Annotated in this window: 16 protein-coding genes; 5 read left to right on the top strand and 11 right to left on the bottom strand. The window is 63.7% G+C overall.

The features are described from left to right. Positions 1-98: 98 nt before the first annotated feature. Positions 99-665 (top strand): RNA polymerase sigma factor SigX, encoded by a 567-nt coding sequence (gene sigX, locus ACK56M_RS08575; RefSeq protein WP_003248665.1) that lies wholly within the window; start codon positions 99-101, stop codon positions 663-665. Between the two features lie 111 nt (positions 666-776). Further along, on the top strand, positions 777-1,814 hold the full coding sequence (locus ACK56M_RS08580) for an OmpA family protein (protein WP_004376136.1): 1,038 nt from the start codon (positions 777-779) through the stop codon (positions 1,812-1,814). Between the two features lie 189 nt (positions 1,815-2,003). On the opposite strand, the gene cobA is transcribed toward ACK56M_RS08580, so the two are convergent. The 5 genes from cobA to ACK56M_RS08605 form a co-directional block, all read right to left on the bottom strand. Further along, positions 2,004-2,744, bottom strand: coding sequence for a uroporphyrinogen-III C-methyltransferase (cobA, locus tag ACK56M_RS08585; RefSeq protein ID WP_054573504.1), 741 nt, complete (start codon positions 2,742-2,744; stop codon positions 2,004-2,006). 27 nt (positions 2,745-2,771) lie between these two features. After that, the gene (locus tag ACK56M_RS08590; RefSeq protein WP_411959362.1) at positions 2,772-4,442 is read right to left on the bottom strand and encodes a protein kinase domain-containing protein; all 1,671 of its coding nucleotides are present in this window, start codon (positions 4,440-4,442) and stop codon (positions 2,772-2,774) included. Positions 4,443-4,451: 9 nt separating this feature from the next. After that, complete coding sequence (locus ACK56M_RS08595; RefSeq protein ID WP_054573503.1) at positions 4,452-5,663, bottom strand: nitrate/nitrite transporter; 1,212 nt, start codon at positions 5,661-5,663, stop codon at positions 4,452-4,454. A 309-nt stretch (positions 5,664-5,972) separates the two neighbouring features. Then, positions 5,973-6,548 carry an ANTAR domain-containing response regulator gene (locus ACK56M_RS08600; RefSeq protein WP_013971673.1) on the bottom strand — a complete coding sequence of 192 codons (576 nt, stop codon included), beginning with the start codon at positions 6,546-6,548 and terminating at the stop codon, positions 5,973-5,975. Between the two features lie 12 nt (positions 6,549-6,560). After that, positions 6,561-7,775 (bottom strand): CmpA/NrtA family ABC transporter substrate-binding protein, encoded by a 1,215-nt coding sequence (locus tag ACK56M_RS08605; protein ID WP_015269499.1) that lies wholly within the window; start codon positions 7,773-7,775, stop codon positions 6,561-6,563. Positions 7,776-8,054: 279 nt separating this feature from the next. On the opposite strand from ACK56M_RS08605, the gene ACK56M_RS08610 reads away from it, so the two are divergent. Continuing rightward, the gene (locus tag ACK56M_RS08610) at positions 8,055-9,080 is read left to right on the top strand and encodes a quinone-dependent dihydroorotate dehydrogenase (protein ID WP_015269500.1); all 1,026 of its coding nucleotides are present in this window, start codon (positions 8,055-8,057) and stop codon (positions 9,078-9,080) included. Positions 9,081-9,174: 94 nt separating this feature from the next. On the opposite strand, the gene rmf is transcribed toward ACK56M_RS08610, so the two are convergent. Continuing rightward, a complete protein-coding gene (gene rmf / locus ACK56M_RS08615) occupies positions 9,175-9,390 on the bottom strand; it encodes a ribosome modulation factor (RefSeq protein WP_003248687.1) in 216 nt (71 codons plus the stop codon). A 561-nt stretch (positions 9,391-9,951) separates the two neighbouring features. Here rmf and rlmKL point away from each other — a divergent pair. Continuing rightward, positions 9,952-12,144 carry a bifunctional 23S rRNA (guanine(2069)-N(7))-methyltransferase RlmK/23S rRNA (guanine(2445)-N(2))-methyltransferase RlmL gene (rlmKL, locus tag ACK56M_RS08620; protein ID WP_015269501.1) on the top strand — a complete coding sequence of 731 codons (2,193 nt, stop codon included), beginning with the start codon at positions 9,952-9,954 and terminating at the stop codon, positions 12,142-12,144. 94 nt (positions 12,145-12,238) lie between these two features. Further along, a complete protein-coding gene (locus ACK56M_RS08625) occupies positions 12,239-14,629 on the top strand; it encodes a diguanylate cyclase (protein WP_264209832.1) in 2,391 nt (796 codons plus the stop codon). Positions 14,630-14,759: 130 nt separating this feature from the next. Here the strand turns inward: ACK56M_RS08625 and dacB are convergent, their stop codons facing one another. The 5 genes from dacB to ACK56M_RS08650 all read right to left on the bottom strand — a co-directional run bounded on the left by dacB (position 14,760) and on the right by ACK56M_RS08650 (position 22,663). Beyond that, complete coding sequence (gene dacB / locus ACK56M_RS08630; RefSeq protein WP_322492119.1) at positions 14,760-16,217, bottom strand: D-alanyl-D-alanine carboxypeptidase/D-alanyl-D-alanine-endopeptidase; 1,458 nt, start codon at positions 16,215-16,217, stop codon at positions 14,760-14,762. Between the two features lie 186 nt (positions 16,218-16,403). Next, on the bottom strand, positions 16,404-16,748 hold the full coding sequence (locus tag ACK56M_RS08635; protein ID WP_004376110.1) for a YggL family protein: 345 nt from the start codon (positions 16,746-16,748) through the stop codon (positions 16,404-16,406). 41 nt (positions 16,749-16,789) lie between these two features. Further along, entirely contained in the window at positions 16,790-20,422 is a 3,633-nt protein-coding gene (locus tag ACK56M_RS08640; RefSeq protein ID WP_182328507.1) for an ATP-binding protein, read from the bottom strand. An 8-nt stretch (positions 20,423-20,430) separates the two neighbouring features. Further along, positions 20,431-21,048 (bottom strand): response regulator transcription factor, encoded by a 618-nt coding sequence (locus ACK56M_RS08645; RefSeq protein WP_015269505.1) that lies wholly within the window; start codon positions 21,046-21,048, stop codon positions 20,431-20,433. Between the two features lie 283 nt (positions 21,049-21,331). After that, positions 21,332-22,663: a deoxyguanosinetriphosphate triphosphohydrolase gene (locus ACK56M_RS08650; RefSeq protein WP_013971681.1), complete on the bottom strand. Its 1,332-nt coding sequence runs from the start codon at positions 22,661-22,663 to the stop codon at positions 21,332-21,334. Between the last annotated feature and the right edge of the window lie 58 nt (positions 22,664-22,721).

The following is a 22,721-nucleotide window of genomic DNA, read 5'->3' on the forward strand; positions in this document are numbered from 1 at the left end:
TAATGTATGCCGCCGCGAAAATCGACCCACGGGGTCGCGCGGCGACATTGACCTGACTGTCGGCCAGATCCGTTTTGAATAAAGTTCATTCGCCGCCCATGCGTTATGACCCTCGCGAGCTCACCGACGAAGAGTTGGTGGCGCGTTCGCATGAAGAGCTGTATCACGTTACCCGCGCCTATGAGGAGCTCATGCGGCGCTACCAACGGACCCTGTTCAACGTCTGTGCGCGTTATCTGGGGAACGACCGTGACGCGGACGATGTCTGTCAGGAAGTCATGTTGAAAGTGCTGTACGGGCTGAAGAACTTCGAGGGTAAGTCCAAGTTCAAGACCTGGCTCTACAGCATCACCTACAACGAATGCATTACCCAGTACCGCAAGGAGCGCCGTAAACGTCGGCTGATGGATGCCTTGAGTCTGGACCCTGTCGAAGAGGCGTCCGAAGACAAGGCTCCGAAGCCGGAAGAAAAAGGCGGGCTGGACAAATGGCTGGTGCATGTGAACCCGATTGACCGGGAAATCCTGGTGCTGCGTTTTGTCGCAGAGCTGGAATTTCAGGAAATTGCCGACATCATGCACATGGGCCTGAGCGCGACAAAAATGCGCTACAAGCGCGCGCTAGACAAGCTTCGGGAGAAATTTGCCGGCCTCGATGAAACTTAGTGGCGTGCAAATATCTCTAACGAACCGGCGAGTTCTGCTAGACTTGCCGTCGAGTTGTCCCCCTTGTTTGTGGTGGGACTGCTTAACTATCACCAGATGGGGATTTAACGGATGAAATTGAAAAACACCTTGGGCTTGGCCATTGGCTCGCTCGTCGCTGCTACTTCGTTCGGCGTTCTGGCTCAAGGCCAAGGCGCTGTGGAAATCGAAGGCAACGTTACCAAGCAGTACTACGACAGCGAACGTAACTTCAAGAACGACGGCACCAATCCTGGTGTTCGCCTGGGCTACTTCCTGACCGACGACGTTTCCCTGGACCTCGGCTACAACGAGACCCACAACGCTCGTGGTGAAGTCTTCAACAAAGACATCAAAGGTTCCAAGGCCAAGCTCGACGCTACCTACCACTTCGGTACCGTTGGCGACGCTCTGCGTCCGTACGTTTCCGCCGGTTTCGCTCACGAGAGCCTGGGCCAGGCCACTCGTAGCGGCCGCGACCACTCCACCTTCGCCAACGTTGGCGCTGGCGCCAAGTGGTACATCACCGACATGTTCTTCGCCCGTGCTGGCGTAGAAGCCATGTACAACATCGACAACGGCAACACCGAGTGGGGCCCGACCGTTGGTGTTGGTCTGAACTTCGGCGGTAGCCCGAAGCAAGCTGAAGTCGCTCCGGCCCCAGTTGCCGAAGTGTGCTCCGACTCCGACAACGACGGCGTTTGCGACAACGTCGACAAGTGCCCTGACACCCCGGCCAACGTTACCGTTGACGCTGATGGCTGCCCGGCTGTTGCCGAAGTCGTTCGCGTTGAGCTGGACGTCAAGTTCGACTTCGACAAGTCGGTCGTCAAGCCAAACAGCTACGGCGACATCAAGAACCTGGCTGACTTCATGAAGCAGTACCCACAGACCACCACCACCGTGGAAGGTCACACTGACTCCGTCGGCCCAGACGCTTACAACCAGAAGCTGTCCGAGCGTCGTGCCAACGCTGTCAAGCAGGTCCTGACCCAGCAGTACGGCGTAGAATCCAGCCGTGTTGATTCGGTTGGCTACGGCGAAACCCGTCCGGTTGCCGACAACGCCACCGAAGAAGGCCGCGCTGTCAACCGTCGCGTTGAGGCTCAGGTAGAAGCCCAGGCCAAGTAATTGGTTTGAAGCTTCATGAAAAACCCGGCTTCGGCCGGGTTTTTCTTTGCCTGGGATTTATCCGGTCTCAAAGCCTGCACAATGCCTGTAGGAGCAGCCTTGCGCTGCGAAGAGGCCATTACAGCAACAGAATACCATTGCCCTTACCGGCCTCTTCGCAGCGCAAGGCTGCTCCTACAGGGATGGCGTTCAGCCCGCGACTGCGATCAGCCCCAGGGCCTGCTGTTCTCCAACCACCTCCCCAATCACCAAAATCGCCGGGCTACGCAAGCCAAACCCCCGCGCATCCTCGACCATCCCCCGCACATCGCTCCTGCATTCCCGCTGCTGCGGCAACGAGGCATTCTCGATCATCGCCACCGGCGTCGCCGGTGCCATGCCCCCGTCCAGTAACCCTTGGCGCACCTGCTCCAGCCTGGCCACGCCCATGTACACCACCAGCGTCGTCCCGCCCTGGGCCAAGGCCGCCCAGTTCAGTTCGCTGTCGTCCTGGGTATGGGCCGTGACCAGCGTCACGCCACGGCTTACGCCACGTGAGGTCAGGGAAATACCGCATTGCGTGGCGCCGGCCAGGCCGGCGGTAATGCCATTGACCACTTCCACCTCGATACCATGCCCCTGCAACCACAGCGCCTCTTCACCGCCGCGGCCGAAGATGCACGGGTCGCCGCCCTTGAGCCGCACCACGCAGCGCCCTTGCCGCGCATGGCGCAGCATCAGGCGCTGGATGAATGCCTGCGGCGTGGAGCGACAGCCGCCGCGCTTGCCCACGGCAATCACACGGGCCTGTGGGCAGTGCTCCAGCACTGCCGGGTTGACCAGGTCGTCGATCATCACCACAGCGGCTTGCTGCAAGGCGCGTACAGCCTTGAGAGTGAGCAGCTCCGGATCACCAGGGCCAGCACCAACCAGCCAGACTTTCGCATTCATCAGGGTTTCCTCATCGGCAAGGTGCGTTCAGCCCTTGAGCAGGGTGAGCAGCAAAATCAGGTTGAACAGCAAGGACAGCAGGGCCAGGGTGCGCCAGACCTTCAACGGTTCGCGCTCCAGCAACGGCCGTGGCCGGGTGGGCAGCTCCTGGCGGTCGCCACGTTCGAGCAGCAGTAGCCAGTGTTCGGCGGTTTCGAAGCGCTGCGCCGGGTCGGCTGCCAGTGCCTGCTGCAGGTTGTGCTGCAGCCATTCCGGCAGGTCAGGGCGGTAGCGCGCGGCGTTGACCGGCAGGCCGAAGCGTGGGCGCTGGAAGGCCTCCACCTCGCCGTAGGGGTAATGCCCGGTCAGCAGGTGATACAACGTCACACCCACGGCATACAGGTCCTGGCGTGGGTTGGGCGGCTGGCCGTCGAACGCTTCCGGGGCAATGTATGACGGCGTACCCGGCAACTCGTGCAGCGGGTCTTCGGACAGGCCCGGGCAGTAGGCCAGGCCGAAGTCCAGCAGGCGCAGCTGGCCATCGCTGCCCAGGTGCAGGTTCTCTGGCTTGATGTCGCGGTGCAGCAGGTTGCGCCGGTGCAATACGCCGACCGCCTGCAACAGTTGCCGGGCCAGCTCCAGCCACTGCGGCATGGGCAGCGGGCCATGCTCGGCCAGCAGCGCCGCCAGGCTCTGGCCGGGGTATTCGCGCATCACGTAGTACAGGTGCTGGCGCTGGCTGGCGGTGTGCAGCTCGGGGAAGTGCCGGCCAGCGACCCGGCGCAGGAACCATTCTTCCAGCAACAGCCCTTGCGCCGCACCGGGCTCCTGCCCGCGCGCGGGTGGCAGTGTCTTCAGCAGCCAGGCTCGGCCCTGACCATCGCGCACCCGGTACAGCAGCGACTGGCGACTTTGCGAAAGCAGCTTTTCGGCTTGCCAGCCATCGATTACCTGGCCTTCACGCAATGGGCCGGGCACCGGCCATTGCTGCAGTTGCGCCAGGGTGTCACCCAGGTTGGCAGTGCCCAATTGCTCGACCTGCACCAGCAAGGCACTGGCGTTGTCCTGGCTGCCGTTCAGGTGCGCGCTGGCGACCAGGGTATCGACGGCCAGTTGCAGGTCGGGTTGCTCGCGCAGCACCGCCTGGATGTGCTGGTCGCCCAGGCTGGCCCATACGCCATCGCTCAACAACAGGAAGCTCTCGCCTGGCTGCAGCTCGCCTTCCAGGTAATCCACCAGCAGGTGCTGGTCCAGGCCCAGCGCGCGCTTCAGTACATGCTGCATGCCAGGCTGGTCCCATACGTGATCTTCGCTCAGGCATTGCAGGCGCCCGGCGTGCCAGCGGTACACGCGGCAGTCGCCCACGTGGGCCAGGGTAAAGCGTCGGCCGCGCAGCACCAGCGCGCTGAGGGTGGTCAGCAGTGGCTGGCCACTGCCTTGGGCGCGCAGCCAGCGGTTTTGCGCCAGCAGCAGGCGGTCCAGTGCCTGGGCCACGCTCCAGGTCGCGGGGGTGGCGTAATAGTCCAGGGCCAGCGCCTGCAGGCTGGCACGGGCTGCCAGGCCGCCATCGGCACATTGGCTGACGCCGTCGGCGAGGGCGAACAGGTAGCCTTTGCTGGCGGCCAGCTCCGGCGCCGGGGTAACCAGGCGCAGGGCGTCCTGGTTTTCCTCGCGCGGCCCGGTGGCGCTGGCCTGGGCAAAGTTCAGTTGCAGGCTCATGGCTGTGCCTCAGACCCGTGCCGCGGTAACCGCAGCCGAGCCCCAGGTGGTGCGCCAGCGCTGTTTCACGCCGTGCAGGCCGAACCAGGCCAGCAAGCCCAGGCTGGCGAACAGCCACAGCCCCAGTTGGTAGTCACCGGTGTGCTGCTTGATGGTGCCAAGCCCGGCGGCCAGCAGGAAGCCTCCGATGCCGCCGGCCATGCCGATCAGCCCGGTCATCACGCCGATCTCCTGGCGGAAGCGTTGCGGCACAAGCTGGAACACCGCGCCATTGCCGGCCCCCAGGCCGAGCATGGCGCTGACGAACAGGGCCAGTGCGGCGGCGGCGCTAGGCAGGTTGAAGCCGACTGCAGCGATGCAGATGGCCGCCACGCTGTACATGCCCAGCAGGGTGCGGATGCCGCCGAAGCGGTCGGCCAGGGCGCCGCCGAGCGGGCGCATCAGGCTGCCGGCGAACACGCAGGCAGCGGTGTAGTAGCCGGCGGTGACCGGGCTCAGGCCATACTGGTCGCTGAAATAGCCGGGCAGGGCGCTGGCTAGGCCGATGAAGCCGCCGAAGGTGACGCTGTAGAAGAACATGAACCACCAGCTGTCACGGTCGCCCAGGGCCTTGAGGTAGTCGGCCATGGCTTTTGGCTTGGGCCGCTGCGGAGCATTACGTGCCAGCAGGGCGAACACCAACAGGGCCAGCGACAGCGGGATCAGCGCGAAGCCGAACACGTTGTTCCAGCCAAAGCCCGCAGCCAGCGCCGGGGCCAGCAGGGCGGCGAACACTGTGCCGGAGTTGCCGGCACCTGCAATGCCCATGGCTTTGCCTTGGTGCTGTGGCGGGTACCATTGCGAGGCCAGCGGCAGTGACACAGCGAACGAAGCGCCGGCAAAGCCGAGGAACACGCCCAGCAGCAGCGCTTGTTCATAGCTGCGCACGCCCAGGTGCCAGGCAGCGGCGAGGGCGACGATGACCACCACCTGGCCGATCAGCCCGGCGGTCTTGGGCGACAGGCGGTCGACCAGCACGCCCATGGCGAAGCGCAGGATCGCCCCGGCCAGGATCGGCGTGGCCACCATCAGGCCCCGTTGTTGTGCACTCAGCTGCAGATCGGCGGCAATCTGCACCGCCAATGGGCCAAGCAGGTACCAGACCATGAAGCTGAGGTCGAAGTACAGGAACGCGGCGAACAGCGTGGGCACATGCCCGGATTTCCAGAAGCTGGTACTCATCGAACACCTCACTCGGCAATGCAACGGAACGAAAAAGACGCCGCTACCCGCTCCACGTGCGTGGAGGGGAGAGCGACGTCTTTGTCGGGGATTAAGTGGGGCAACCGCCGTTGGCTACCGGTGATATTTGTTCAGCAAGAGATGGGCCAACTCTGAGAAGTTGCAGTCCCCTTGTAGGAGCGGCCTTGTGTCGCGATGGGCTGCGCAGCAGCCCCAGGATCTAAGCTTCGCGGCAGAGATTACCGGGGCTGCTGTGCAGCCCATCGCGACACAAGGCCGCTCCTACAGGGGACCGCTTGAAGCAGGTTGCTAGCCCAGCATCTCGTGCATGGCAATGATCTGCTCGGCCACCTGGATCAGCTTCTGCTGCCGGCTCATGGCCTGGCGGCGCATCAGGGTGTAGGCCTGTTCTTCGTTGCAGTCCTTCATCTTCATCAGCAAACCCTTGGCCTGCTCGATGCGCTTGCGCTCGGCCAGTTGTTGGTCGCGCGCAAGCAGCTGCGCCTTCAGCGCCTGGTCGCTTTCGAAGCGGGCCATGGCCACGTCCAGGATCGGTTGCAGCCGCGCGGCATGAATGCCTTCAACGATGTAGGCGCTGACCCCTGCCTGGATCGCCTGGCGCATCACCCCGGGGTCGTGCTCGTCGGTGAACAGCACGATTGGCCGTGGCTGGTCACGGCTGACCAGGACCACCTGTTCCATCACATCGCGGTCCGGTGAGTCGGTATCGATAAGCACCACGTCCGGGCGCACCGTTTCAACGCAGGCGGGCAGGTCGATGGTCAGGCCTGGGGCTTCGATGACCTCGAAGCCGGCCTCGCTCAAGGCCGCCTTGAGGCGGCCGAGTTTGCTCTGGGTGTCGTCGATCAGCAGGATGCGCAACATGAATGGTCCCCCTCACGCGCCGACACGGGCATCGGGCAGGTCGCCCAGCGCATGCAGGCTGAAGCTGCGGGCATAGCCGTAGGGGTCGCTGCCGTCCCAGCGGCTGCCATCTATCAGCAGGCTGCTGCGCATCGGCTGCTCGGGGCAGGCCACGCCGAGGCTTTGTGCCGCCTCGCCATACAGTGCCAGTTGCTGGACCTGGCGCGCCACGCCGAGGTAGTCGGGGTCATCGCGCAGCAAGCCCCAGCGGCGGAACTGGGTCATGAACCACATGCCGTCGGACAGGTACGGCAGGTTGGCCCGGCCGTGATCGTGCAGGCGCAGGGCGTGCGGATCTTGCCAGTGATTACCCAGGCCATCGTGGTAGCTGCCGAGCAGTCGCGGCTCGATACTTGCCAGCGGAGTGTCCACGTAGGCGCTGCTGCTGAGCAGTTGCGCAGTGCTGCGGCGGTTTTCCGGACTTTGCTCGATGAAGCGGCTGGCGGCGAGTACCGCCTTGATCAGCGCGCGGGCGCTGTTGGGGTATTGCTCAGCAAAGGCGCGGGCGCAGGCCAGGACTTTTTCCGGGTGGTCCGGCCAGATCGACTGGCTGGTGGCCAGGGTGAAGCCCTGGCCCGTGGCCACTGCGTCGGCAGCCCAGGGTTCGCCCACGCAGAAACCGTCGATGCGCCCGGCCTGAATATGCGCAGCCATTTGCGCCGGTGGTACCACCACGCTGTCGACGTCGCGCAATGGGTGGATGCCCTGGCTGGCCAGCCAGTAATACAGCCACATGGCGTGGGTACCGGTGGGGAAGGTCTGGGCGAAGGTGAGGCGTGCGCCATGCTGGTGCACCAGGCGCGCCAGTGCTTCAGGGTTGGTCACGCCTTTGCGCTGCAGGGCCGGGGACAGGTTTATGGCCTGGGCGTTCTGGTTCAGCCCCATGAGCACGGCCATGGCGCTGGCCGGTACACCGCCGATGCCCAGGTGCACGGCGTACACCAGGCCATACAGGCAGTGCGCCGCATCCAGTTCGCCGCTGACCAGCTTGTCGCGCAGCCCGGCCCAGGAGCCCTGGCGCTTGAGGTTGAGGGTAAGGCCGTGCTGCTGGGCGAAGCCTTGGGTGGCGGCGACTACCACCGAGGCGCAGTCGGTCAGGGCCATGTAGCCGATGTTCAGGCTGGGCTTTTCCGGCGCGTCGCTGCCGTTGACCCAGGCCAGGGGCGTTGCTCGGGGTGCAGTGTTCACAAGGTTCCTCGCCCGTACCGATAAGGCTGTGGGCTTTTCCGGTGCAACCGATGTGCCATCTGGCAGCATCCCTGTGGGGCAACTGCCCTGTGCCGCCTGCATTGGCCTCATCGCCGGCAGCCAGCTCCCACAGATACAGCACAGGTTTCAGCCCTTGTGTTGTACCTGTGGGAGCTGGCTTGCTGGCGATGGGCTGCGCAGCAGCCCCACGATTTGCTGTCATGCCGGCCCCACGCTGGCTATAATCGCCCCCTCATTCACCCCGAGCCTTGCCCGCCCATGTATACCCTGGCCCGCCAGCTGCTGTTCAAGCTTTCCCCGGAAACCTCCCACGACCTGTCCCTGGACCTGATCGGCGCCGGTGGCCGTCTCGGCCTCAACGGCATGCTGTGCAAGCAGCCGGCGGCTTTGCCGGTTACGGTCATGGGCTTGAACTTCGCCAACCCGGTGGGCCTGGCGGCCGGCCTGGACAAGAACGGTGCGGCCATCGACGGTTTCGCCCAGCTGGGCTTCGGCTTCGTCGAAATCGGCACCGTCACCCCGCGACCGCAGCCGGGCAACCCCAAGCCGCGGCTGTTCCGCCTGCCAGAGGCAACGGCCATCATCAACCGCATGGGCTTCAACAACCTGGGCGTTGATCACCTGCTCGGCCGGGTACGGGCTGCGCGTTACAACGGTGTGTTGGGCATCAACATCGGCAAGAATTTCGACACCCCGGTGGAGCGTGCCGTCGATGACTACCTGATCTGCCTGGACAAGGTGTACACCGAGGCCAGTTACATCACGGTCAACGTCAGTTCGCCCAACACCCCGGGCCTGCGCAGTCTGCAGTTCGGCGATTCGCTCAAGCAACTGCTCGATGCCCTGGCCGTGCGCCGCGAGCAACTGGCCGGCACGCATGGCAAGCGCGTACCTCTGGCAATCAAGATTGCCCCGGACATGAGCGACGAAGAAACCGCCCTGGTGGCCGCGGCGCTGATCGAGTCGGGCATGGATGCGGTGATCGCCACCAATACCACGCTGGGCCGTGAAGGTGTCGAAGGCCTGCCGTACGGTGGCGAGGCGGGTGGCCTGTCGGGTGCGCCGGTGCTGGAAAAGAGCACCCATATCGTCAAGGTGTTGGCGGGTGAGCTGGGCGGCAAGCTGCCGATCATTGCCGCTGGCGGCATTACCGAAGGCCGCCATGCCGCCGAGAAGATCGCTGCCGGGGCGAGCCTGGTGCAGATCTACTCCGGCTTCATCTATAAAGGGCCGGCGCTGATTCGCGAGGCGGTGGACGCTATCGCGGCAATGCCACGGGTTTGATCGGCAATAAAAAAGGGCCCCATCAAGGGGCCCCTGGGCCTTCGCCCGCCGCCCGGATAGGGCGTGCATGGTGAATCGAATTCAGTGTCCTCGTTCAGCCAACGGCGTGATTTTCGTTGAGTCTATGGATGCCAGCGGTGCCAGTCATTCCGTCCCAGTTATCACCGCGACCTTCACGCCAGCCGTTGATCCAGGCTTGGCGAACAGAAGGAAGATTGAAGGGGCAAAGTTCGCGGGATTTGCCGGTGACCCCGTATTGGTAGCCACGTGAATATGCTCTTTCCAACGGATCACGCTTAAGTCTTCTCATAGGGTGTTGCCCTCACTTGTTGACTGTAATGTCCCGTCGGCCTCTCCGAGGCCGGGCAGAGTCTTTCTGCCGGTGTGCGCTCGCTGCCGGCGTGGCGAGCTGAAAGTGCCACCTCGTTGCGAAGTGGCCTGAGACCAGTTCTATCGAATGCGAGTCACGGTGTGAATGATCGATTTGTCATAAGCACGTAACCTTTCCAAGGGTGAGGGGATAAGTAAATAAATGCGACTCAACCTTGTTTAGCGTTGAGCCCGCTATGATCAGGGTTTGCCGATCATTGACGTCATTTCGCCAGCGTTGCTTGCGGATGACAGAAATAATTTGAAATGCGACGAAGGGTCACATCGGCCCTGGTATCGCCAGAATTTTTCATACTGCCTGATGATCTAAGCTGTCTTTGCCACTGGGCCAAGCACAGATCGGTCAGGCGGCCCGGCCTTTCATCGCACGCTCGCGTGTCGGGAAGGGCCACCCGCACGCCTGCTGGAAAGGTGTGCGGGCAAACATCGCGGGGCGATGCGTCGCCCCGTCAGTCAAATAGCCCAAGGCGCTGGATTACTCATGTCGGACCGTTTCGAACTTTACCTCACTTGCCCTAAAGGCCTGGAAGGCCTGCTTGCCGAAGAGGCGCGGGGCCTCGGCCTGGATGACGTGCGCGAGCACACCTCGGCCATTCGCGGCGCCGCCGACATGGAAACCGCCTACCGTCTGTGCCTTTGGTCACGCCTGGCCAACCGGGTGCTGCTGGTACTCAAGCGCTTCTCCATGAAGAACGCCGACGACCTCTACGACGGCGTGCACGCGGTCGACTGGGCCGATCACCTGACAGCCGACGGCACCCTGGCGGTTGAGTTCAGCGGCCATGGCTCGGGCATCGACAACACCCACTTCGGTGCGTTGAAGGTCAAGGACGCGATCGTCGACAAGCTGCGCAACCGTGAAGGCCTGCGCCCGTCGGTGGAAAAGATCGACCCTGATGTGCGCGTGCACCTGCGCCTGGACCGTGGCGAAGCCATTCTCTCGCTCGACCTTTCCGGGCACAGCCTGCACCAGCGTGGCTACCGCCTGCAGCAAGGCGCCGCGCCGCTGAAGGAAAACCTGGCGGCGGCGGTACTCATCCGCGCCGGCTGGCCGCGCATTGCCGCCGAAGGTGGCGCGCTGGCCGACCCGATGTGCGGTGTGGGTACCTTCCTGGTCGAAGCGGCGATGATCGCCGCCGATATCGCGCCCAACCTCAAGCGTGAGCGCTGGGGCTTCAGTGCCTGGCTCGGCCACGTACCGGCATTGTGGCGCAAGGTGCATGACGAGGCGCAGGCGCGGGCACAGGCCGGTCTGGCCAAGCCACCACTGTGGATCCGTGGCTACGAGGCCGACCCGCGGTTGATCCAGCCAGGCCGCAACAACGTCGAGCGTGCCGGCCTGGGCGACTGGGTGAAGATCTACCAGGGCGAGGTCAGTACCTTCGAGCCGCGCCCTGACCAGAACCAGAAAGGCCTTGTCATCAGCAACCCGCCCTATGGCGAGCGCCTGGGTGACGAAGCCAGCCTGCTGTACCTCTACCAGAACCTCGGCGAGCGTCTGCGCCAGGCCTGCATGGGCTGGGAGGCGGCGGTGTTCACCGGCGCGCCGCAGCTGGGCAAGCGCATGGGTATTCGCAGCCACAAGCAGTACGCGTTCTGGAACGGCGCCTTGCCGTGCAAGCTGCTGCTGTTCAAGGTGCAGCCCGACCAGTTCGTTACCGGCGAGCGCCGCGAGGCGCAGCCTGAAGGCGCGGAAACCCGCCAGCAGGCAGCACCGGCCAGCGAGCCGGCGCGCCTGTCGGAAGGGGCGCAGATGTTCGCCAACCGCCTGCAGAAAAACCTCAAGCAACTGGGCAAGTGGGCCCGCCGCGAGCAGGTCGATTGCTACCGCCTGTACGACGCCGACATGCCCGAATATGCCCTGGCGGTCGACCTGTACCAGGACTGGGTGCACGTGCAGGAATACGCCGCGCCACGTTCGGTCGACCCGGACAAGGCCCAGGCACGCCTGCTTGACGCGCTGGCAGCCATCCCGCAGGCCCTGGGCATTTCGCCGCAGCGTGTGGTGCTCAAGCGTCGCGAGCGGCAGAGCGGCACGCGCCAGTACGAGCGCCAGGCGACCGAAGGCCGCTTCCAGGAAGTTAACGAAGGTGGCGTAAAGCTGCTGGTCAACCTCACCGACTACCTCGACACGGGCCTGTTCCTGGACCATCGCCCGATGCGCATGCGCATCCAGCGCGAAGCAGCCGGCAAACGCTTCCTCAACCTGTTCTGCTACACCGCCACGGCCACCGTGCACGCGGCCAAGGGCGGCGCGCGCAGCACCACCAGCGTCGACCTGTCGAAAACCTACCTGGACTGGGCGCGACGCAACCTGGCGCTCAATGGCTTCTCCGAGCGCAACCGCCTGGAGCAGGGCGATGTGATGGCCTGGCTGGAAGGCAACCGCGACAGCTATGACCTGATCTTCATCGACCCGCCGACCTTCTCCAACTCCAAGCGCATGGAAGGCGTGTTCGATGTGCAGCGTGACCACGTGCAACTGCTGGACCTGGCCATGGCCCGCCTGGCGCCGGGTGGCGTGCTGTATTTCTCCAACAACTTCCGCAAGTTCCAGTTGGACGAGCACCTGATGGCGCGTTATGCGGTGGAAGAGATCACGGCCCAGACCCTGGACCCGGACTTCGCGCGCAATAACCGTATCCATCGTGCCTGGCGTCTGCAGCTTCGTTGAGGCGACGAGGTACATTGCGCGGCTAATGGCCAATAGCTATAACTGAGGGCAGGGCAAGATAATCCGCAGGACGCTGACGTGACGAGATGGGTGTATGTCAAAGGGTGGCGTGCGTGCGCGGTTGCTTGGCCTGTGCACAGAGGCAGTGTCCGCCTGGGCGGTGGCCGTGGTCGCCCTGATCGTGGGTGGCCTGTTGACGGCCGTCCTGGCGTTAGCCACGCAAACCTTCTACAAGCAGCAACTGCGCCAGCGCTTCGAGCTGCTGGCCAGCGAGCGTTTCAGCCGTATCGCCGAGCGGTTTGATGAACAGCAGCAGCGCCTGGACGGGCTGCGGCGGTTTTTCAGCTTTTCCAACGAAATCACCCCACACGAGTTCGACGGCTACGCCCGGCCATTGCTGCAGCGGACCCTGGCCTACGCCTGGGCGCCGCGTGTCGAGGCCGCGCAACGCGCCGAGTTCGAGCGCCAGGCCAGTGTGCATTTCGGCCCGGGCTATGTGATCCGCGACCAGGATGAACAAGGCCAGTGGCACCCATCCCCCCAGCGCGACCATTACTTCCCGGTACTCTATACCCAGTCGGGTGAATTGCCCGGGCTGCCCTATGGTCTGGACCTCGCCGGCCAGGAAGTGCCCTTGGCGGCACTGGCGCGGGCGCTGGGGCCCGGCAGCATGGCGGTGTCCGAGCCACTGCCCATGTTCGATACCAGCTCGGATGCGCGTGGCCTGCTGATGGTGGCGCCAGTGTTTTCCGATGCCAACCCCCGCGGCGCGGCAATGGGCTATGTGATGGCCCTGCTGAGCATGCGTGAACTGGTCAGTGAGGGGCGCCCGGTTACGGCAGACGATAACCTGGTGGTGCGTATCGTCGACCCCACCGGGCTGCATGGCCCTGAGGTGATGTTCGATTCACAGAACCCGGTCGCACCTCTGCCGCTGGCCATCAACCAGTTGTTGCACCTGGCTGACCACCACTTCCAGCTGAGTATCCGGCCGAGCCTGGCCTTCGTGCGCGCCAACCGCTCCTCCGCGGTGCTGGCGGTAAGCCTGCTGGGCGGCTTGTTGAGCCTGCTGCTCAGTGTGTTGCTCTACAGCCTGTTCAGCCAGCGCCAGCGCGCCTTGGCCCTGGTAGAGCAGCGTACCGCCGAGCTGCGGGTCAGCGAGCAGTCACTGCGTGGTACCCATAACCAGCTGCGCAGCGTGCTGGATGCCGCAACCCAGGTGGCGATCATCGCCACCAACCTCAAGGGCTTGGTCAGCACCTTCAACGCCGGTGCCGAGCGCATGCTCGGTTACCCGGCCAGCGAGGCAATCGGCAAGCTGCGCCTGGAGGACCTGGTGTTGCCCGAGGAGTTGAGCCTGCGTGCCCATGCCTTGAGCCTGCGTTTCGGCCGGCCGATTGCAGGTGGCCAGGCCATGTTTGCCGAAACGGTGCAGGAGCATGGTGCCGAGCCGGGGGAGTGGACCTTGTTGCGCGCCGATGGCAGCCAACTGGTGGCCAACATGCTGGTCACCGCCATGCTTGATGAGCAGGGGTTATGGATCGGTTACCTGGCGATCTGCATCGATGTCACTGAACGGCGTCGGGTGCATGAGGCGCTGGCGGCGCGTGACCGCCTTCTGGAAAAACTCAGTGCCGAGGTGCCGGGCGGCATCTACCAGTACCGCCTGGATGGCAACGGCCATTCCTGTTTTCCGTACGCCAGCAAGGGCCTGTACGACATCTACGAAGTCGATCTGCAGCAATTGCGCGAGGATGCCACGGCGGTGTTCGAACGCATCCACCCGGATGACCTCGAGCGCGTGCGCCGCTCGGTGCGTTACTCGGCCGAACACCTGTCGCCCTGGCGTGAAGAATATCGGGTCTGCCTGCCGCGTGCCGGGCTGCGTTGGGTGCGTGGCGAGGCGACACCGGAGGTGGGCGAGCAGGGCTGCACGTTGTGGCATGGCTACCTGACCGATATCTCCGACCTCAAGGGTGTGGAGGAAGAGTTGCGGGCGCTGTCGGTGACCGATTCGCTGACCGGCATCCATAATCGCCGTTACTTTCAGGAGCGGCTCAAGCTCGAGCTGGAACGGGCCCAGCGCGATGGCCAGGCACTGGCGGTCATCATGCTCGATATCGATCACTTCAAGCGCATCAACGACCATTTTGGCCATGCTGTCGGCGATCGCGTGCTGCGCAGCCTGTGCCTGCGTATCAGCCAGCGTTTGCGCCGTACCGATGTTTTCTGCCGGTTGGGCGGCGAGGAATTCATGGTGCTGTGCCCGGGGAGCGATGCCGAGCAGGCGCGGCTGCTGGCGCTGGAGCTGTGGCATGGGGTGCGCAATGTGCCGGTGGAAGGCGTGGGCAGGGTGACCGCGAGTTTTGGTGTGGCGGGCTGGCGACCGGGGGAAGGGGCCGATGCCTTGCTGTTGCGGGCTGATGCAGGCGTGTATGCGGCCAAGCAGGCCGGGCGGGACCGGGTGGAGGGGGAGTTGGCCTGACAGCTTTCAGTTGCCAATGCCGGCCCGTTCGCGGCTAAAGCCGCTCCCACAGAGACATCACAGGTCTTGAACCCTGCACTGTACATGTAGGAGCGGCTTTAGCCGCGAAGAGGCCGGTACCGGCTAACGATCAGTTGGCCGCAGTACTGCCGGCCAGTTTCGGCTGGCGGTACAGGTCCAGCAGCACCTGGTCGAGCACCTGCGAGGCGCCCCACGGTTTCGGATCGTTGAGGATCGCCGCCACCGCCCAGGTATGGCCGTTGCTGTCGCGGCTGAAGCCGGCAATTGCCCGCACGGTATTCAGCGTGCCAGTCTTGATGTGCCCTTCGCCGGTCATGGCGGTACGCTTCAGGCGCTTGCGCATGGTGCCATCCATACCCACCAGCGGCATCGAGCTCATGAACTCGGCAGCATAAGGGCTCTTCCAGGCAGCCTGCAGCATCGCGGCCATCTCCCGGGTGCTGACCCGTTCGGCACGCGACAGGCCGGAACCGTTTTCCATTACCAGGTGCGGCGCGGTAATGCCCTTCTTCGCCAGCCACTGGCGCACCACACGCTGGGCGGCGCGGGCGTCGTCACCGTCGGCATCGGTGCGGAACTGCGCGCCAAGGCTCAGGAACAGCTGCTGGGCCATGGTGTTGTTGCTGTACTTGTTGATGTCGCGGATCACTTCCACCAGGTCTGGCGAGAAGGCTCGGGCCAGCAGGCGAGCGCCCTTGGGCACGTTCTCGAAGCGGTCGCCACCCTGGATGCTGCCACCCAGCTCGTTCCAGATCGCGCGCACGGCACCGGCGGCGTAGGTCTGGTGGTCGAGCAGCGACAGATAGGTCTGGGAGTTGCAGCCGTCACCCAGCTGGCCACTGACCGTTACGCTGATGCCATCGGCCTGCTGCACCGGGTTGTAGCGCACGTCACCCGAGCACTGTCTGGAGGCTACTGCCTTGACCTGGTTGTCGATGCGGATGCTGGCAATCGGCGGTTCGACCGCGATGGTGACCTTGCCGCCATCGTTGCGGGCCACGAAACGCAGGGCCTTGAGGTTGACCAGCAGCGAGTCGGGCTTGACCAGGAACGGCTTGTTCTCATCGCCACCGTCGTCGTTGAACTGCGGCAGGTTGGGCTGCACGAAGTGGCTGCGGTCCAGCACCAGGTCGCCGGTGATGGTGCGCACGCCATTGGCGCGCAGGTCACGCATCAGCAGCCACAGCTTTTCCATGTTCAGTTTCGGGTCGCCGCCACCTTTGAGGTACAGGTTACCGTTGAGTACACCGTTGCTCAGGGTGCCGTCGGTGTAGAACTCGGTTTTCCACTGGAAGGTCGGGCCGAGCAGTTCGAGGGCGGCGTAGGTGGTGACCAGCTTCATGGTCGAGGCCGGGTTGACCGAGACATCGGCATTGAACATGGTCGGTGTGCCGGGGCCGTCAAGCGGCAGCATCACCAGCGACAGGGCAGAATCCTGCAGCTTGTTGGCCTTGAGGGCCTGCTGCACCTTGGCAGGCAGCGTGGTGTTGACGGCGGCGGCCTGGCTGGGCAGGGCGAGTGGCAACAGCAGGCCGGCAAGAACGAGGGGACGAAGCGTTTTGATCATGATCGATAAATACCCTACGGCGAGGGAAAAGGGCATTGGGGCTGTAAGGAATGATGGCCCCAGGGTGAAAGAATACGCATTATGCCCCAAGCGCAGCGACGATGCGCCACGTTCGACGGAAAAGCACCCCCAATAAAAAAGGCCACCCCTGAGGGTGGCCTTTTCAGCGATCGAGCCGGGCCGGTATTACTCGGCCTTGTTGATCGGCTTTTCCGGGTACCAGGCGTCCAGCAGCGGGCTGACCTCGATCTTGGTCAGTTCGCTACGGCCTTTGAGCCAGGCTTCAACGGCTGCACGCTGTTCTTCGCTGACCGAGCCGCGTTTGACCGAGCACACCAGGCCGAAATCGTCACCGCCTACATAGTCCAGGCCATTGGCGTCCATGGCTTCTGCCAGGAACGCGTCGAGGAAAGCATCGATTGCCTGGTCATCCAGATCTTCCTTGAATTCCAGGTTCAGCTCGAAGCCCAATTCCTGAAACTCGTCGACACACAGCTTCTTGCGCAGACGACGGGAGCGGTTTGTGGCCATGAAACAATCCTCTTAGGTAATAACGCCGCGCAGTCTACCAGTTAACACGCCTGGCTGCCTGCCTGTGTGCAGGTACCTGTGGCCAGTTCCCTGGCCAGGGCACGTTCTACCCGGCACATATGCCGCGCCAGTGCCTGGCGCCGCAGGCGTAACTGGGTGGTAGGCAAGCCGCTTGCCTCGAGGGCTTCGCAAGCTTTCATCAGCTCGGGGGCTTCCAGCATCCGCGCGGCACTGAGCACCTTGTGCGCCTGTTCGGCAATGGCATTGCTGTCATGCTGCGGATGCAATGCCATCAAGGTGGCCAGGTCGGCCTGCAGGCTCTGCTGCAACGCCTGCAGGAAACGCTGGCGATCGTTCGGGTCATGCCCGACCACCGTCGCCAGGCCGTCCAGGTTATAGAGCTTGCGGCGCGGTTTCTGCTGGCGGCGTGGGCGGATACTGGCAAGACGCTGGCTGAGCGTGCCCAGGCTGATGGGCTTGAGCAGGCAGTCGTCCATGCCGGCGCTCAGGCACTTGCGGCGTACCTCCGGCTGTGCGTTGGCGGTGTAGCCGAGAATGGTGCAGCGCTGCCGCTTGCCATGGCGTTCCTCGGTACGTACGGCAGTGGCCAGCTGGTAACCGTTCATGTGCGGCATGTTGCAGTCGAGCACCAGCACATCGAAGTCGCCCGCCCGCCAGGTAGCCAGGCCTTCGCGACCGTCTTGGGCGCTGGTGTGCTCAAGCCCCAGGTAGCCAAGCTGCTGTGCCATCAGTTGCAGGTTGGCCGGGTGGTCGTCGATCACCAGCACGCTCAGCCGTGGGTCGGGCACGTCGAGGTTTTCGATCAGCGGGGCCGGCTGCGCTGCTGCGTCAACCCGCTGCAGCGGCATCTTCAGGCGCACCTGGGTGCCGACATCCTCCAGGCTCTTTATGGTCAGGCTGCCGCCCATCATCTCGCACAGGTTGCGACAGATGGCCAGGCCCAGCCCGGTACCTGCACGGGCGCTCTGGCTATGCGGGTTGGCCTGGATGAACGGGTTGAACAGGCGCTGCAGGTCGTCGGCGTGGATACCGATGCCACTGTCGCGCACTTCCAGCTCCAGCACTGCGGGGGTAGTGCTGCCGTCGTCCACCAGGCCGACGCATATGCGCACCTGGCCATGCTCGGTGAACTTGATGGCGTTGCTTACCAGGTTGGACAGGACTTGCTTGAAACGCAGGGGGTCGAGCAGGGCATGGCAGCGGGCGGCCGGTGCGATGATCACCTCCAGGGCCAGGCCTTTCTGCCGGGCCTGGCCCTCGAAAATGCGCCCCACCGACTCGACCAAGGCCGCCAGGTCAACGGCCTCCGGGGCGAGGGACAAATGCCCGGACTCGATGCGCACAATGTCGAGGATATCGCCGATCAGGCCCAGCAGGTCCTTGGCCGAATGGTGGGCCAGCTCCAGCGCACAGCGGTCTACACGGCCTTGGTCGGCGCGCTTGACTGCCAGCTCGAGCATGCCGATGACGGCATTCATCGGGGTGCGGATTTCGTGGCTGATGGTGGCCAGGAACGTGCTTTTGGCGCGGTTCGCATCATCGGCCTGCTGCTTGGCCTGGCGCAGCTCCATGACCAGATGGCGGCGCTCGCTGATGTCGATCCAGCCACCGATGATGCCCTGCACCTCACCCAGTGAGTCGCGGTACGGCAGAATCCAGTGGTAGATGGTCATCTCCCGGCCCTGGATCCGAAGTGGCCGGTCCATGATCAGCGGCGAGCCTTCGGCCATCACCTTCAGATAATCGGCGTGGATCTGCCGGGTCTGCTCGTAATCGGCGAACAGGCTCCCCTCCAGGTTTTTGCCGATGACCTCCTCGGAGCGGGCCTGCACGGCTTCCAGGTAGCTGTAGTTGCAGCTTTGCAGTCGGCCCTCGCGATCACGCACGTACATGGGGTGGGGCGTGCCGTTGAGGAGGGCGCGCATGAACGCCAACTGGTCGTTCAGCGCCCGTTCGGCGCGTTGCCGCTGGCGAATCTGCAGGCGCAGGCGGGCATTCCACAACAAGGCCAGCAGCAACAGCACGGCGGTGCCCAGTACCACCTGTATCGCCAGCCGGCGGTAGCCGTGGTCGTTGCCATCCTCGTGCAGGCTGAAGCCGCGCCAACGGTTGTTGATGACCCCCAGTTCTTCCGGCGAGATGCTCAGCAGCGCCTTGTCGAGGATCGACACCAGCGCTTGTGACGGGGCGCTGGTGGCCATGGCGAAGGTGGCGGGTTCGCTGCCGACGGTGGCCCGGATGACCAGTTCGGGATTGCCAGCCAGGGCGTGGTTGGCGTCGATCAAGGTGGTGATCACCGCATCGACGGCACCACTGTTGAGCAACGCCATGGAATAGAACGAGCTTTCGGTCTCGACCCAGCCGATTTGCGGATAGTGCCGCGACAGCATGGCGTCCATGGCACTGTAGCGGGTAATGGCGATGCGATGACCCTGCAGCTGTTCCAGCGAGGTGAAGGGTTGTTTGTCCTTGCGGCTGACCAGCACATAGGCGCTTTCCAGGTAGGGTTGGCTGATTTGCAGGTCGTCTTCGTTCATCCCGCCGCTGGCCAGTGCGGCAATGACATCGGCGCGGCCATCCTTGAGGCGGGCAATCATGTCGGCAAGGCCGCTGGCGCGCTGCACTTCGAAGCGCAAGCCGGTGCGCAGGCGAAGGAGCTCGAGCAGGTCGGCGGTGATGCCGCGAAAATGCCCCGAGCCGTCGAAATAGGAAACCGGTGCAGCGGTGTCATCGATTGCAACGCGCATCACCGGGTGTTCTTTCAGCCATTGTTCTTCGGTGTCGGTCAGTTGCAGCTTGCGGTCGGTCAGCAGCAGGTCGCTACCAGCACTCCAGCGCTTGAAGATGCTGGCGCGTATGGCCGAGGTCTGTCTGTCCAGGGTGGCGTTCACCAGATCCATCAGGACCCTGTCCTCGCGGCGCAGGGCAAAACCGAAGCCGATGGCCTCGTGCTTGCCGAAACTGGCCATGCGCAGGCGCGGCAGGTGGCCGCGATTGAGCTGGTAGTGGGTGGAAATGGTATCACCGATGAACACGTCGGCCTGGCCGAACGCCACGGCACTCAGGGCCTGGCTGGACGAGCCGAAGGCCAGAAGCTCGGCCTTGGGGTAGGCGCTGTTCACCTCCTGCCGGGGCAGGTAATGGTAGAGCATGCCCAGGCGCATGCCGCCCAGGCCCGTGTCCAGCGCCCGGCTTTCGTCCTCGCGCGTTACCAGCACCGGTTGGTCGATGGCATAGGGGGCCGACAGGGCCAGGCCATCGCTGGCCGCTTCGTAGCCGTTGGAGCTGCCAAGGAGGTCGATATCGCCCTGCCGGAGCGCCTCGACCGCCGCTTGCCGGCTGGAAAAGCGCAGCACCCGCACGGGCAACTGCAGGGCCTTGCCGATCAGGCTTGCGTACTCGGCGGTAAGGCCCTGGTAGTCGCGGCCCCCACTGGTGATGTCGAACGGCGGGTAGTCTGGTGCCGAGGTACCCAGCACCAGTTCCTGACGGCCTTCGAGCCATTGCCGTTGTTCGTCCGTGAGCGCTGGTAATGCCGGCCTGGCCGATGAGCGTGCCAGCAAGGTATAGGATGAAGCCTCGTGATGGGTAGCCTGTGCCACGCCGCTGAACAGGAGCAGGGTGAGCAGTAGGCGAGCGATACTGTGCGCCATGACTACCCTCAGACCAGCGCGTTGCGTTTGGCCATTTCAATCAGATCGACCAGCGTATTGACCTGAAGTTTGTGCATGAGGCGCTTCTTGTAGGTACTGACGGTCTTGCTGCTGAGGAACATGCCCTTGGCAATTTCCTTGTTGCTGCGGCCCTGGGCGAATAGTTGCAGCACCATCAGTTCGCGGTCATTAACCTGACGGAAAAGTTGCAGGTCGGCATCTACCGCCTGGTTATGCTTGATTGCCTGGCTGGGGAAATAGTTGTAACCAGCCAGCACGGCCTTTACTGCACTGAGCAGTTCGCTCAGGTCCTCCTGCTTGCACACATAGCCTGCGGCACCCGAGTGCATGCAGCGTACGGCAAACAATGCGGGAGATTGCGCGGTCAGTACCAGTACCTTCAGGGGCAAGGCCATGGCCTGGAACCGGGCAAGCACCTCCAGCCCGTCCAGTTTGGGGATGCTGATGTCGAGGATGACCAGGTCTGGGGCGGCTTCGCGAATCATCTGCATGGCGTCCACGCCGTTGTCCGACTCGCCGACAATCTTGTAATTCTGGTTTTCCAGCAACATACGAACGGCCAGGCGGATGACGGGATGGTCGTCGACGATAAATATGGAATGCATGTTCAACTTCCCTGCGGGCGATTGAGGGTGACAGGCGGCACCTTATCGCAGTTGAAAGTCATCGGGCATGCGAGGAAGGGCTATTAGCCCTATATGGGAAATGGCTTACAAGATAAAACAATTCGGGCTACGAAATAAGCGCGTTTAATTCATTGTCAAAGCGTGATTGGTAACTTTTCATTTACTTTTATTCGTGACGTTTAACTTGTCGCCAGTATATGTAGGAAGTTTCCCACAATGTGCGGTGCAGCTACGGGCGATGTCCGGGCTGCACCGGCAGGGCTCAGGTCGGGCTGGAGCGCCCGGTCATTTCCCGGGCCATTTCACTGGCATAGCTGTCGGTCATCCCCGCGATGAAGTCGATCATGCGCAGGAAGGCGCTGTGCAGCGAGCCGTGTGGGTCGGGGGCATTGTTGCCGATCAGGTCCAGTACCCGGCGGCTCTTGAACGAGGGCGTGCGTCCACCGTGCTGCTCGAGGGCGGCCCCGCAGAAGGTGTTCAGCAAGATTTCCAGCGTGGTGTAAGCGCCGATCTCGTGCAGGGTCTTGCGCTTGTCCTGGAAGATCTTGTTGCGTGCCATGTCCTTGGCCTGCAGCACGCAGCGCTTGGCCGGGCCGTGCATGTGTTCGACCAGGTCGCCCGCCAGCTGCCCGGCCAGCAAGGCCTGCTGCTGCTCGACGAAGGCACGGGCGGCAGCGTTGGTCAGGTGCTCGATGGCCTTACCGCGCAGGATCGCCAGCTTGCGCCGCCGGGAATCGCCAGGGCCGAGCTGGCGGTAGGTTTCCGGCAGGTCATCGCCGACCAGATCGAGCAGCAGGGCTTCGACTTCGGCGTATTGCAGCAGCTCCATTTCCAGGCCGTCTTCCAGGTCGATCAGCGCGTAGCAGATGTCATCTGCAGCCTCCATCAGGTAGACCAGCGGGTGGCGCGCCCAGCGCTGGTGTTCCAGTTGCGGCAGGCCGAGCTTGCGGGCGATCTGCTCGAGCAGCGGCAGTTCACTCTGGTAACTGCCGAACTTGTGCTTCTTGTAGCCCAGGGCGTCGGCGTGGCGTGCGCTCCACGGGTACTTCAGGTAAGTGCCGAGGGTGGCATAGGTCAGCCGGGTACCGCCGTCGAACTGGTGGTACTCCAGTTGGGTGAGTACGCGAAAGCCTTGGGCGTTACCTTCGAAGTTGAGGAAGTCGGCGCGCTCGTCGTCGCTCATGTCGTCCAGCCAGCCACGCCCGGCCGCCTGCTGGAACCAGTGCCGGATGGCGTCTTCGCCAGAGTGGCCGAACGGTGGGTTGCCGATGTCATGGGCCAGGCAGGCCGACTGCACGATCATCCCCAGGTCGCTGGGGGCGCACCAGTCCGGCAGGCTGTCACGCAGGGTTTCGCCGACGCGCATGCCCAGCGAGCGGCCGACGCAGCTGACTTCCAGCGAGTGGGTCAGGCGTGTATGGATATGGTCGTTGCTCGAAACCGGGTGCACCTGGGTCTTGCGCCCGAGGCGGCGAAAGGCACCGGAGAAGATGATGCGGTCGTGGTCTTTGTGGAAGGGGCTGCGCCCGAGTTCATCGGCGCTGTACAGGGCTTTGCCCAGGCGTTCGCGGGTGAGCAGGGTGTGCCAGTCCAAGGCGCGGTCTCCTGTAGGTCGAAGGCAGCAGCATATCCTGTAGGAGCAGCCTTGTGCT

It is taken from the genome of Pseudomonas sp. s4 (genome assembly GCF_046764235.1).
GTDB classification, from domain to species: domain Bacteria; phylum Pseudomonadota; class Gammaproteobacteria; order Pseudomonadales; family Pseudomonadaceae; genus Aquipseudomonas; species Aquipseudomonas asiatica.